This window comes from Caulobacter sp. GW821-FHT10C03, assembly GCF_059415485.1.
On sequence record NZ_JBWKNI010000004.1, the window covers coordinates 281414 to 294361 of the forward strand.

Annotated in this window: 12 protein-coding genes; 6 read left to right on the top strand and 6 right to left on the bottom strand. The window is 69.7% G+C overall.

The features are described from left to right. Positions 1–2: 2 nt before the first annotated feature. The 5 genes from AC07NG_RS07190 to AC07NG_RS07210 all read right to left on the bottom strand — a co-directional run bounded on the left by AC07NG_RS07190 (position 3) and on the right by AC07NG_RS07210 (position 5570). A complete protein-coding gene (locus AC07NG_RS07190; protein WP_494592965.1) occupies positions 3–854 on the bottom strand; it encodes a hypothetical protein in 852 nt (283 codons plus the stop codon). Between the two features lie 97 nt (positions 855–951). Beyond that, positions 952–2940 (bottom strand): methylmalonyl-CoA mutase family protein, encoded by a 1989-nt coding sequence (locus tag AC07NG_RS07195; RefSeq protein ID WP_494592967.1) that lies wholly within the window; start codon positions 2938–2940, stop codon positions 952–954. Positions 2941–3154: 214 nt separating this feature from the next. After that, positions 3155–3640 (bottom strand): VOC family protein, encoded by a 486-nt coding sequence (locus AC07NG_RS07200; RefSeq protein ID WP_494592969.1) that lies wholly within the window; start codon positions 3638–3640, stop codon positions 3155–3157. Between the two features lie 15 nt (positions 3641–3655). Beyond that, positions 3656–4486 (bottom strand): oxidoreductase, encoded by an 831-nt coding sequence (locus AC07NG_RS07205; protein ID WP_494592971.1) that lies wholly within the window; start codon positions 4484–4486, stop codon positions 3656–3658. A gap of 208 nt (positions 4487–4694) precedes the next feature. Next, a complete protein-coding gene (locus tag AC07NG_RS07210; RefSeq protein WP_494592973.1) occupies positions 4695–5570 on the bottom strand; it encodes a TauD/TfdA dioxygenase family protein in 876 nt (291 codons plus the stop codon). Positions 5571–5843: 273 nt separating this feature from the next. On the opposite strand from AC07NG_RS07210, the gene AC07NG_RS07215 reads away from it, so the two are divergent. The 6 genes from AC07NG_RS07215 to AC07NG_RS07240 all read left to right on the top strand — a co-directional run bounded on the left by AC07NG_RS07215 (position 5844) and on the right by AC07NG_RS07240 (position 12090). Beyond that, positions 5844–7046 (top strand): aromatic ring-hydroxylating oxygenase subunit alpha, encoded by a 1203-nt coding sequence (locus tag AC07NG_RS07215; protein WP_494592974.1) that lies wholly within the window; start codon positions 5844–5846, stop codon positions 7044–7046. A 1-nt stretch (position 7047) separates the two neighbouring features. Then, on the top strand, positions 7048–7854 hold the full coding sequence (ygiD, locus tag AC07NG_RS07220; RefSeq protein WP_494592976.1) for a 4,5-DOPA-extradiol-dioxygenase: 807 nt from the start codon (positions 7048–7050) through the stop codon (positions 7852–7854). Positions 7855–7876: 22 nt separating this feature from the next. After that, positions 7877–8950 carry an acetamidase/formamidase family protein gene (locus AC07NG_RS07225; RefSeq protein WP_494592978.1) on the top strand — a complete coding sequence of 358 codons (1074 nt, stop codon included), beginning with the start codon at positions 7877–7879 and terminating at the stop codon, positions 8948–8950. Positions 8951–8954: 4 nt separating this feature from the next. Continuing rightward, entirely contained in the window at positions 8955–9920 is a 966-nt protein-coding gene (locus AC07NG_RS07230) for a helix-turn-helix domain-containing protein (protein ID WP_492854432.1), read from the top strand. Between the two features lie 129 nt (positions 9921–10049). Then, entirely contained in the window at positions 10050–11300 is a 1251-nt protein-coding gene (locus AC07NG_RS07235; protein WP_494592980.1) for a GAF domain-containing sensor histidine kinase, read from the top strand. Positions 11301–11313: 13 nt separating this feature from the next. Then, a complete protein-coding gene (locus AC07NG_RS07240) occupies positions 11314–12090 on the top strand; it encodes a polysaccharide deacetylase family protein (protein ID WP_494592982.1) in 777 nt (258 codons plus the stop codon). A 189-nt stretch (positions 12091–12279) separates the two neighbouring features. Here the strand turns inward: AC07NG_RS07240 and AC07NG_RS07245 are convergent, their stop codons facing one another. Beyond that, the gene (locus AC07NG_RS07245; protein ID WP_494592984.1) at positions 12280–12945 is read right to left on the bottom strand and encodes an Isoquinoline 1-oxidoreductase subunit; all 666 of its coding nucleotides are present in this window, start codon (positions 12943–12945) and stop codon (positions 12280–12282) included. Positions 12946–12948: the final 3 nt, after the last annotated feature.

A 12948-nucleotide genomic window follows, 5' to 3' on the forward strand; every position in this document is an offset into this window, starting at 1 on the left:
CTTCAGCGGTCGCTGGAACTGCTGAGGGCGATCAGCGCCAGGGCGGGGTTCTGGGCGACCGCCAGCATCGACACGGCGGCCAGGGCGCTGTCGTCGCGGCCGTCGGCCTCGGTGGCCGCGCCAGGGATCGACGTGACGATGGACTCGGGCGGCGCGCCCGGCGCGGGGCCGATCTCCAAGTCGGGACGGTAGCGGAAGATCTCGGCGCGGATGGCGTCGACGCCCAGCGCCAGCGGCGCCAGATCGATCTCGACATCGGCTCCCACAGCCCTGTCGGCGGCGTCCAGGACCGGCAGGTCGTTGGGACCCAGCCGCAAGCCCAGCTTGCCCGCCCGGTGGCGCGCGCGTGGGCGCACGGCCTGCAGCGCCGGCCAGGGAATGGCGCAGCCCAGTTCGCGGGAATAGAGGCCGTCCGCGTCGATCCGCAGCTCCACCCAGTCCTCCAGCGGCTTGCGCCTCCAGGCCAGCCAGCCGAAGCCGCCACAGAGCGCCAGGGCGTAGACCACGCCCCAGGCGTCGCCGTACCACCAGGACTGTCCGGCCAGCAGCAGGCCGATGGCGAGGCCGCCGAGCGGCGCGCGACGTTTCCAGCGGGCCTGGAACAGGGTCTTGCGGCTGGCGCGCCATACGCCAAGTTCGGGCTGGTCGGGGGCGTCCTCGCGCCGGCCGGCCAGCCAGAAAGCGACGGCCGCCAGGCCGCCGGCCACGAACAGCGGCGGTCCGACCTCGGGCGAGCCGCCCCAGACGCCCAGCAGCAGGCCGCACCAGATCGCCGTGGTCGTCATTTCGCGCGCGATCTCGCCGGTGGGCAGGCTCGTCCGCACGCCGTTCGCGACCTTGCGCAACGGCGTCATGTCCGCCGAACCTCTATCGGACGGGACGTCTGGATCATGAGGCGGCGCCTGGCTCATCATCCTAAGGTAGCGTGGCCGTGGCGGCGATCAACCACGCTCAAGCCTGCTCCAAGGCCGTCGCCTCGACCAGTCGCACGACGTCGCCCATGATCTCCGTGATCCTGAAATCCTTGGGCGTATAGATGCGCGCCACGCCCATCTGCTTGAGGATCAGGGCGTCGGCCTCGGGGATGATGCCGCCGGCGACGACGGGGATGTGGTCGAGGCCCTGCGCCCGCATCAGCCGCACCACCTCCTGCACCAGATCCAGGTGCGAGCCCGACAGGATCGACAGGCCCACGACGTGCGCCCGGCTTTCCTTGGCGCGGCGGACGATCTCCTCGGGCGTCGAGCGGATGCCGTCATAGACCACCTCCATGCCGCAGGCCCGGGCCCGGGTGGCGATCTGCTCGGCGCCGTTGGAGTGGCCGTCCAGGCCCGGCTTGCCGACGAGATAGGTGAGCGTGCGGCCCAGAACCTGCGACACCCGCTCGACCTCGGCCTTCACCGCCTCGACATCCTCGGCCTCGCCGGTGGAGACCACGATCGCCACGCCCGTCGGGCCGCGATATTCGCCGAACACCTCGCGCAAGGCGCCGGCCCATTCGCCGGTGGTGACGCCGGCCTTGGCGGCGGTGATCGAGGGCTCCATGATGTTTCGGCCGTCGGTCGCGGCGACCTTCAGATCGGCCAGGGCGGCCTCGACGGCGGCGGCGTCGCGATCCGCGCGCCAGGCCTGGATGCGGGCGACGACCTCGGCCTCCAGCTTCGGGTCGATGGTCTCGATGTTCCCTTCGCCGGCCGACAGGGGCGAGGGCTCGCTGTCGGTCCAGCGGTTGACGCCGACCACGGTGAGGTCGCCGGTCTCAACCGCCCGCACCCGCTTGGCGTTGGAGGAAACCAGCTCGGCCTTCATGTAGTCGATGGCGCTGGCGGCGCCGCCCATCTCGTCGATCAGGGCCAGCTGGTCCAGCGCCCCCTTGGACAGCTCGGCGACCTTGGCCTCGACCACGTGGCTGCCGGCGAACAGGTCTTCGTATTCCAGCAGGTCGGTTTCGTAGGCCAGCACCTGTTGCAGCCGCAGCGACCACTGCTGGTCCCAAGGCCGCGGCAGGCCCAGGGCCTCGTTCCAGGCCGGCAGCTGCAGGGCCCGGCAGCGGGCGTCCTTGCTCAGGGTGACGGCCAGGGCCTCGATGAGGATGCGGTAGACGTTGTTCTCGGGCTGCGGCTCGGTGAGACCGAGGGAGTTGACCTGCACCCCGTAGCGGAAGCGGCGGGCCTTCTTGTCCTGCACGCCGTAGCGCTCGAGCAGGATCTCGTCCCACAGCTTGGTGAAGCTGCGCATCTTGCAGAGCTCGGTGACGAACCGCACCCCGGCGTTGACGAAGAAGCTGATCCGCGAGGCGACGATCTCGAAGTCTTCCTCGGGCACCTGGCCGCCGGCGCGCACGGTGTCGAGCACGCTGATCGCCGTGGCCAGGGCGAAGGCCAGCTCCTGCTCCGGCGTCGCGCCGGCCTCCTGCAGATGGTAGCTGCAGACGTTCATCGGGTTCCATTTCGGAACCTCGCGATAGCACCAGGCGATCATGTCGCCGATCAGCCGCAGGCTCGGCCCCGGCGGGAAGATGTAGGTCCCGCGCGACAGGTATTCCTTGATCAGGTCGTTCTGAGTGGTGCCCTGCAGCAGGCCCCGATCCGCCCCCTGCTCGTCGGCGAGCGCGACATACATCGCCAGCAGCCAGGCGGCCGGGGCGTTGATGGTCATGGAGGTGTTCATCTTCTCCAGCGGGATCTCACTGAAGAGGGCGCGCATGTCGCCCAGATGGCTGATCGGCACCCCGACCTTGCCGACCTCGCCGCGGGAGAGGATGTGGTCGGGGTCGTAACCCGTCTGGGTGGGCAGGTCGAAAGCCACCGACAGGCCGGTCTGGCCGCGCGCCAGGTTCGAGCGGTAGAGCGCGTTGGATTTCTCGGCCGTCGAGTGGCCGGCATAGGTGCGGAAGATCCACGGCGGATCGGGCGCGTGCTGATAGGCCTTGTCCGACATCCTGCGCTCCCGGCGATCTTTTCTGGTTATCGCCGGATGATGCGCCGGTGTTGGGTGCGGTGCAATATGAGGCTTCGCAGGTGCGTTACCCGCTGCGCGGGACCCCCTCCGGCCCTCTGGGCCACCTCCCCCAAAGGGGGAGGATTACGCGGCGCAGATGCTCCCCCTCTGGGGGAGCTGTCGCGGAGCGACTGAGGGGGCCGCCGCTAGGCGGCTACTCCCGGCTGAAGCTCTCCGGCACCTGCGGCTCCGCGCCCGCCTTACCCCACAGCACGATCTCGTTGCCCCAGGGGTCGCGGAAGGCGTGGTTGTAGCCGTTGAACTCGGCCCAGTAGTGGTCACGCCACAGCAGGGTCGCGCCCAGCTTCTCGGCGGTCCCCAGGATGCGGTCGGCGCTGTCGTCGTCGCCGATCAGGATCCAGATGCGCGGCTTGCGGCCGTCGGTGGAGAGCGTGCGGGGCTCGACGCCGGCGCTCTCCGGGTGCGGACGGGCGTTGGCGGCGTCAAAGATGCCCAGGTGCAGGTTGCCGATCTGGCTGTCGGAGCCGTCTGGGTTCTTGAACTGACCGCCGGGCACCATGCGGTGATAGATCCCCTGCGGCCGGGCGTCGTTCTGCCAGCCGAACACCTCAGCGTAAAACTCGCCGGCCTTGGCGGGATCGTCGCTGGCCAGGTCGACGAAGATCAGGGTGTTGGTCACGGGCGGTCCTTTGGGTCAGTCGAAGGCGATGGAAAGGGAGAGGTCGCGCCAGGCGTCGATGTCGGCCTTCAGGCCGTCGATCGCGTAGCCGGCGTAGTGCAGGGCGTCTTCGCCCAGCAGCAGATGCAGGGGCGGCTCGGTGGCATCGACGACGGCCAGCACCGCCAGGGCGGCCTTCTTCGGGTCGCCGGGCTCGGATCCGGCGTGGTCGGCCATGATCCGTTCGGCGTCGCGGGCGAGGCCGTCATAGTCGGCGAGCTTGTCGGCCACGACGGTCTTGGAGCCCTTGGCGAAGCTGGTGCGCAGGCCGCCGGGGGCCACATTGGTCACCTTGATCCCCAGCTCGGCGACCTCGGCCGCCAGGGTCTGGGTCAGGCCTTCCAGGGCCCACTTGCTGGCGCAGTAGACCCCGGTGCCGGCCCAGACCGCCAGGCCCGAGACCGAGGTGACGTTGACGATCCGCCCCGCCCGCCGCGCCCGCATGGCCGGCAGCACGGCCTTGAGCACGCTGAGCGGCCCGAAGACGTTGGTCTCGAACTGAGCGCGGACCTCTTCCAGCGAGGCCTCCTCGACCGCGCCGACCAGGCCGTAGCCGGCGTTGTTGACCAGCACGTCGATCTGGCCGGTCAGGGCCTCGGCGGCCTTCACGGCGTTCACGACGGCGACCGGGTCGGTGACATCCATGACCAGGCCGTGGGCGCGGCCAGGCGCCAGGGCCTCGAAGGCGGCGACGTCGGCCTTCTTGCGCACCGTGCCGGCCACGACGTCGCCCCGCGCCAGCGCCGCCGCGGCGATCTCGCGCCCGAGCCCGCCGGATACGCCGGTGATCAGCCAGGTCTGGGTCATGTTCGAAAAGCTCCGCACGGGTTTGGGGAGGCGCAACAAACCAGATCCTCCCCCTCTGGGGGAGGTGGCCCGGAGGGCCGGAGGGGGTCAGCGCCGCGTTCGGCGGGGGCCCCCCCCCCCCCCCCCCCCCCCCCCCCAGCGCCGCCTTCGGCGGCCCCCTCAGTCGGCTCCGCCGACAGCTCCCCCAAAGGGGGAGCATCTGAGAGCGTCAGAACGGCTTATCGCCCCTCACCCACAGGCGGTGCATCGTCCGGAAGTACTTCGTGTCGTCGTACAGCGTGCCGGTGTGCAGGGTGCAGCGGTTGTCCCACATCAGGATGTCGCCGGGCCGCCACTTGTGGGCGTGGACGAAACGCTCCTGCGTCATGAACTCCACCAGTTCGTCGAGCAGGGCCAGGCCCTCGGAGCCGGGCTTGCCGATCACCTCGGTCACCGTGCCGGTCGAGGGCCACAGCGCCTTGCGGCCGTCCGAGGGGTGGGTGCGGATCAGCGGGTGCTCGACGTCGGGATTGGCCGCCTCCATCTCGGGCGACAGGATCATCTGCTCGCCGAAGGTGCGGGTGGCCATGAAGTGCTTGTAGCTGTGGTGCAGTCGCAGCGGCAGCAGCTCGGCCTGCTTCTCAGGCGACAGCGCGTTCCAGGCGGCGCAGCCGTCGGCCAGCAGGGTGTCGGAGCCTTCCTCCGGCGCTTCCACGCAATAGAGCATGGTCAGCATCACCGGTTCTGGCTTGTAGCTATAGTCGGTGTGCCAGCCGACGCCGTCGTTGTGAGCCCCGATCGGCTGGCCGTCGACGACGCGGTTGGAGAGGATGAAGATCTTCGGATAGCCCGGCAGGGTGAAGCGGGTCTGGGTGTGGTCTTCCGGATCGCCGAACCGGCCGATGAAGGCCATCAGGTCGTCCGGCGTCATCGTCTGGTCGCGCACCAGCACCGCCCCGTGGGCGTGGAAGGCGGCGACCACGCCGTCCAGTTCGGCGTCCGAGGCGGTCGGCAGGTCGATGTTCAGGATCTCCGCGCCGAAGTCGTCTTGCGCGCCCTTCTTGAGGGGCTTGGTGGCCAGGGCGGGCGGTGCTTCGGCGAGCATGGGATCGACCTTCGGGTGACTGTATGGCGGCAAGCCTAGGCGGCTGAAAAACCACGGTCTTGCCTCAGAGCGCCCTCTCTCTTTCCCCCATCTCGTGCGCGTATGGTCAAAAAACCGCCTCCTGTACGCCCCGGCGACAGCAGCGCCCGTTCGGCGGGCGACGGCGCGGCGCGCCCCTGCGGCTGACCAAGTTTTCGTGCGCGCTGGAGCAAGACCGGGGCGTGTCGCGGCGCCAGCCTTGAGGGGTCTTCCTCCCAAAGCGAGCGCCCGGCCGTGACCCTGTTCAGCGACGCCTTCTTCGACGGGCTGTCCAGCTCCACCCACGAGGTGGGCGCGGCCGAGACCCTGCCGCCGGCCTGCTACACCGACACCGCGTTCTACGAGTTCGAGAAGGCCGCCCTGTTCGACCGCGAGTGGCTGTGCGTGGGCCGGGTGGACCAGGTGCAGGAGCCCGGCGACTTCTTCACCACCGAGATCGTCGGCGAGCCGATCCTGGTCACCCGCAACCGGGCCGGCGAGATCAAGGCGATGTCGTCGGTCTGCCAGCACCGCGCCATGCTGGTGGCCGAGGGCAAGGGCAACGCCCGCGGCTTCGTGTGCCCCTATCACCACTGGGTCTATTCGCTGAACGGCGACCTGGTGAACGCCCCGGCCATGGACCGCACCTGCGGCTTCGACAAGAAGAAGGTCAGCCTGCCGACCTTCAAGGTCGAGATCTGGCTGGGCTTCATCTTCGTCAATTTCGACGCCGAGGCGCCGCCGCTGGCCCCGCGCCTGGCCGCCGTCGAAGCCGCCATCGCCAATTTCGACCTCGAGACCGCCGAGGCGCTCGAGCCCATGACCGGCCAGTTCGCCTGGAACTGGAAGGTGATGTTCGAGAACAACAACGACGGCTACCACGCCAGCAAGCTGCATCGCGGCGTACTGCACGACTTCATTCCCAGCGAGCTGGCCAGCTTCCCCGAGGCCGCGCCCGGCGATGCCGGCTTCCTGCGCTACAACGGCACCCTGCACCCCGACGCCAGCTTCAACCCGACCCAGAAGGCGGTGCTGCCGATCTTCCCCAAGCTGTCGGACGAGGACCGGGGCCGGGCGACCTTCGCCAACATCCCGCCGACCCTGTCGCTCGTGATGACCAGCGACATGGTCATCTACCTGATCCTGCGCCCCACCGGGCCGGAGACCATGGCCCAGGACACCGGCATCCTGGTCGCTCCCGGCGCGCGCGACTCCTACGGCTTCAAGGAGCGGCTGGAGATGATCATGACCTCGGCCGGCCAGATCATCGCCCAGGACATGCATGTCGACGAGCTGGTCCAGAAGGGCCTGCGCTCGCGCTTCGCCATCCGGGGCCGCTACAGCTGGCAGGAGGGCGCGCAGGTGCAGTTCAACCGCTGGCTCGCCCCGCGCTACCAGGCCCAATGGGCGCGGCTGAAGGGCAGCGCGGCGCCCGCCGCTCCGGTGGAGGCCGCCTGAGATGACCTCGCGCCTTCCCGTCGTCTTCTTCGGTCACGGCAGCCCGATGATCGCCCTGGAAACCAACGACACCACCAAGACCTGGCGCGCCATGGCCGCCGACATCGAGGCCAGGCACGGCAAGCCCAAGGCCATCCTCTGCGTCTCGGCCCACTGGATCACCAAGGGCGTCGGCGTCACGGCCATGAGCAATCCCCGCACCATCCACGACTTCGGCGCCTCGTTCCCCCGCGCCCTGTTCGAGGTGCAGTACCCGGCGCCGGGCTCGCCGGATCTCGCGGCCCGTGTCCGCGACCTGCTGGCCCCGGAGATCCCGGTGGTGCTGGACGAGCGGCAGTGGGGCCTGGACCACGGGACCTGGTCGGTGCTGTGCAAGGCCTGGCCCGAAGCCGACGTGCCGGTGATCCAGCTGTCGATGGACGGCACGAAGTCTCCCGAATGGCACTACGAGATGGGCAAGCGCCTGGCCTCGCTGCGGGATGAAGGCGTGCTGATCGTCGGCACCGGCAACATCGTCCACAACCTGCCGGCCATGGACTGGGGCGACCGGCACTGCGCGCCCTACGACTGGTCGCAGCGCTTCAACGAGGCGATCAAGGCGGCCATCGCCGACGACCAGCCGCTGACCGCCGTGGAATTCGAGAAGCTCGGCGAGGACGCCCGCCGGTCCGTGCCGACGCCCGACCACTACTGGCCGCTGCTCTACGTGCTGGGCGCGCGCCTGCCCGGCGATGTCGCCCGCTTTTCCCCCGACCACATCGAGCACGGCTCGCTGAGCATGACCAGCGTCACGCTGGCCGCGGCCTGACCCTCATTTTCCGGAGACTCCGATGCCCTTCATCTGCGAACCCGGCCAGGTCCGTCCCGACGTCGCGCCCGGCGCCCTGCACCACCTCAAGGCCACGCCCGAGACCATCCACTGGGGATACTTCGATCCGTCGATCAAGCCGGCCCTCCGCATCAAGAGCGGCGACCTGATCCAGGCCGAGGCCATCACTCACCACGCCGGCGACGCCCCCGACCTGATGATGGACGAGGCGATCACCCGGATCTTCACCGAGGTGCCCGAGGACGACCGCAATCCCGGCGTCCACATCATGACTGGGCCGATCTGGATCGAGGACGCCAAGCCCGGCGACGTGCTGGAGGTGCGCTACCTGCGCATGGTCCCGCGCAACAACTACGGCTCCAACCTCGCGGCCAACTGGGGCTATCTCTACAAGGAGTTCGGCGAGAAGGAGCGGGTGACGATCTACGAGCTCGACGCCGACTACAACACCGCCAGCGCCCTCTACGCCTACGACTTCCCGGGCAAGTACCTGACGCCCGGCACCATCACCAACTGCCCCGAATGCGACCGCCAGAGCGCCCTGCCCGGCGTGCGCATCCCGGCCCGTCCGCACCTGGGCACCGCCGGCGTCGCGCCGGCCGTCGACGGCCGCGTCAGCACCATCCCGCCCGGCCTGCACGGCGGCAACATCGACAACTGGCGGATCGGGGCCGGGGCGACGATGTATTATCCCGTCCAGGTGGAGGGCGGACTGTTCTCCATCGGAGATCCCCACGTCAGCCAGGGCGATGGCGAACTTTCAGGCACAGCGATCGAAAGTTCGCTCAACGTCCTGATGCAGATCGTCCTTCGCAAGGATTTCGAGACCCCGGGGCCTTTGCTGGAGACCCCCAAGTGGTGGATCGTCCACGGGTTCGACGAGGATCTCAACGTGGCCATGCGCCAAGCCTCCCTCAACATGCTGAGCCTGCTGTCCGACCACGTCGGCCTGACCAAGAACGACGCCTATTCGCTGATGAGCGTGGCCTCCGACTTCGGCGTCACCCAGGTGGTCGACGGCAAGCAGGGCTGCCACGTGCGCATCCCGCGCGATATCTTTCCGAAGAGAACCTGAGGCCTTGCGCGCCTGGTCGTTCAGCACCGACAGCTACCCCCGCGCCGAGCGGGCCGACGCCTGGCGCGAGGCCATGTCGCGCCTGGGCCTGCCGGTCGAGAGCCTGTCGGATCTGGAGCCGGCCTCGACCTCGGTGGTCTGCCTGACCAGTCCGCTGGGCATCGAGTTTGCTTTGGTCAACGCCGGGGCCCAGACCATCTCGGGTCGCCTGACCAACCAGCCGGCGGCGGTGTGGATGGCGGTGCTGCTCGACGGCCAGGCGGCGGTAGTCAGCGACGACCTGGCCGAGGACCTGTCGATCGGCGACATCGCGTTTGGGCCGACGGGCCAGGCGGCGGCCCTGCGGCTGGCCACCCGCTGCCGGCTGATGTTCGTCCGCGCCCCGCGCGTCGCTTTGAACCACCGGCTGGTCGCGCCGCGCGCGCTTCGCGTGGGTCGCCTTCGGGGGGAAGGCGGGGTCAAGCACATCCTGTCGGGCCTGCTGCGCTCGACCGCCGACGCGCTGGAGGACCTGACCGTCGACCAACTGCGGCCCGTGGAGCTGGCCCTGGCCGAGTTCCTGGGCCTGTGCCTGTTGGAGGCCGGCGAGGAGCGCGGCGCGGCCTGGCCGACCGACGCCCGCAGCGCCCACCTGCAGCGCCTGCGCCAGACCATCGAGACCCTGCTGCCCGACCCGAACCTGACCATCCGCCGGGTGGCCGACGAGGAGGGCGTCTCGCCGCGCTACGTGCAGAAGCTGTTCGAGGGGGTGGAGGAGACCTTCAGCCACTATCTGCGCACGCGACGCCTGGAGCGCTGCCGCAACGACCTGGCCAGCCCGCAGTTCGCCCGGCTGTCGATCTCGGAGATCTGCTTCCGCTGGGGCTTCAATGGCAGCGCCCACTTCAGCCGCGCCTTCCGCGACCAGTACGGCTGCTCGCCCCGGGATTTCCGCCGCAGCGTGCGCGACGAGGAGCGGGTCGCGGCTTGAGGTCCGGCGTCGCTCGCACGGCCTATGGCGCCCTGGCGGCCGGCCTTGCTATGCTCTGTCGATGAGAGGTCGGAAGCCTCTTCGCGAAACCCATCCCAGTGGGTTGTCAGGGTGTTCTGGGAGGGGCGCATGGATTCCGAGAACGGCACGACCATCGACGACCTTCCCGACGACCTGACCGCCAAGGCGTCGACGCCTCGGGACGCCGCCCTGCCCGAGCTGCTGGCCGATGTCGCCAAGGTCGCCAAGATCGAGGTGGTGCCCCAGATCCTGGAAGTGGTCTGCCGGACCACGGGCATGGGCTTCGCCGCGGTGGCCCGGGTCACCAAGGACCGCTGGATGGCCTGCGCCGTGCGCGACGAGATCGGCTTTGGCCTGCTGCCCGGCGGCGAACTCGAGGTCGCCACCACCATCTGCGACGAGATCCGCGACAACCAGATGGCCGTGGTCATCGACCATGTGGCCGAAGATCCGATCTGGCGCGACCACCACACGCCGCTGAAATACGGCCTGCAGAGCTACATCTCGACGCCGATCCACCACAACGGCCAGTTCTTCGGCACCTTGTGCGCCATCGACCCCCGCCCGGCCAATCTGCGGGGCACCCAGGCCCTGGCGACCTTCGAGCTGTTCGCCAAGCTGATCGGCAGCCACCTGGACGCCCAGGACCGCCTTGCCGAAAGCCAGGTCGCCCTGGCCACCTCGCAGCGGGCCTCCGAGCTGCGCGACCAGTTCATCGCCGTGCTCGGCCACGACCTGCGCAATCCCCTGGCGGCGATCAACGGCGGAACCCGGCTGCTGCGCAAGGAGCCGACGCGCGAGAAGGCCGAGTTCATCCTCCGTCAGATGGATCAGAGCGTCGCGCGGATGGCGGGGCTGATCGACGACGTCATGGATTTCGCCCGCGTGCGGCTGGGCGGCGGCTTCGGGCTCGAGGCCCGCGCCGTGCCGCCAGAGGCGCTGAACCAGTCGCTGGAGCAGCTGGTCGCCGAACTGCGCAGCGCCCAGCCGCATCGGCGGATCGAGTCCGAGATCGCCGTGAGCCAGACGGTCGTCTGCGACCAGGCCCGGATCGCCCAGATGCTGTCCAACCTTTTGGGCAACGCCCTGACCCACGGCGACCCGGCCAAGCCGGTGAGGGTCGAGGCCGTCACCCGCGACGGCCTGTTCGTGCTGGCGGTGGTCAATGGCGGCCCGGCCATCCCGCCGGAGACGATGGCCAAGCTGTTCCAGCCTTTCACGCGCGGGTCGGCCGAGATGCAGCAGGGACTGGGCCTTGGCCTCTACATCGCCTCGGAGATCGCCCGCTCCCACGGCGGCGCCCTGGCGCTGGAGTCCGACGACCAGGAAACCCGCTTCTCGTTCTCCAAGCGGCTTTAGGGAGCGCGCGCCTATGAAGACCTTGCTGGCGATCGTCCTGAGCCTGGCGTGCGGTGTCTCCGCCGCCTGCGCCGCCCAGTGGCCGAACGGCGCCAAGGCGGCCGTGGCCCTGACATATGACGACGCCCTGGTCTCGCAGCTCGACAACGCCGTGCCGGCCCTGGACGCGGCGGGCTTCAAGGGCAGCTTCTTCCTGTCGGGCGTCAAGGCGGCCGACATCCCGCGCTGGCGAGCCGCCGCCGCCGAAGGCCACGAGCTGGCCAACCACACGATCTTCCACGCCTGCCCGGCGGCCAACTTCCCGGCCGATCCGCGCTACGTCGCCGAGGCCTATACGCCCGCCAGCCTGCTCAAGGAGATCGAGCAGCAGAACGTCCTGCTGACCGCCATCGACGGCAAGACCCGCCACGGCTTCGCCACGCCCTGCGGGGCCAGCAAGGCCGGCGGCGTCGACTATCTGGAGGCGCTGCGGGCCTCGGGCCTGGTGACTTATGCGCGCGGCGTGGTGACGACGCCGGAGGACCTGGCCGGCGCCAGGATCGACCCGATGCACGTCCCCTCGCGCGGCTTTCCGGAGAGCGTGACCGGCGCCCAGCTGATCGACTTCGCCAAGAGCGCCGCGGCCGGCGGCGGGGTGGCGGTGTTCCTGTTCCACGGCGTGGGCGGCGACTATCTGCAGGTCTCCAACCCGGCGCACCAGGAACTGCTGGCCTGGCTGAAGGCCCATCCCGACCAGGTGTGGGTGGCGCCGTTGCAGGAGGTCATGGACTGGGCCGCGGCCCATCCGTGAGCTTCTAGGGCTGATCGACATTCACCGGTTTGGGCTCATTTTTCACCGAGCCTCCCCGCGAAGGCGGGGATCCAAGCCGAGGTTGCGATCGATCCACGGTCACGCCTCATCCTGAAATCCAGCTTGGGTCCCCGCCTTCGCGGGGATGCGCGGATTTGAAGGTCGCGAACAGCCGAATGTCGATCCGCCCTAAGCCTTCGGGCACTTGGCGCCGGTGTCGATCCAGGCCTGCACCAGCTCGCCCAGCTGGGCCTGCGTTCCCGGCGCGGGCTTGCGGCCCTCGCCGGGGGTCCAGCTCCAGCCGACCAGGTGGTCGTGGGCCATGTGCTGCTGCAACTGGGCCAGGGTCTTGCCACCGTTGCGGGCGGGATCCTTCAGCTGGGCGCAGATCGCCCCCAGCGACTTGCCCTGCCAGGCCATCTTCGCCGGCGCCACGGCCCACTTCGGATCGCCCGGCATGCTCTTGATGTGCTCGCCGAAGGTCGCGACGTTGGCCGGGCCGTGACACGACCGGCACGGCAGGCCGTCCGGCCCATGACCGGCCTCGCCGGCGACCATCGGCGGATCGTGCGGATGCAAATCATCGCCCTGGGTCGGGACCCGCGTGGCCGGGTGGCAGTTCAGGCAGCGCGGGCTCTGGATCACCTTGCCGGCCTCGGCGAAGAGGGCCAGCGAGCGGGCGGCCGGGTCCTTGATCGCCTGAAAGTCGGCGGCGGTCTTCAGCACGACCGGGGACGGGGGCGGCGACGCGCCCGCGCCAGCCGGCGGTTCGTCCTGCGCCAGGGCCCCGACCGCCAATGCCCCGCCCGCGAGGGCAAGGCCGGCGATCAGCAGCAGGGCGGCGGGGCGGGGCATCGG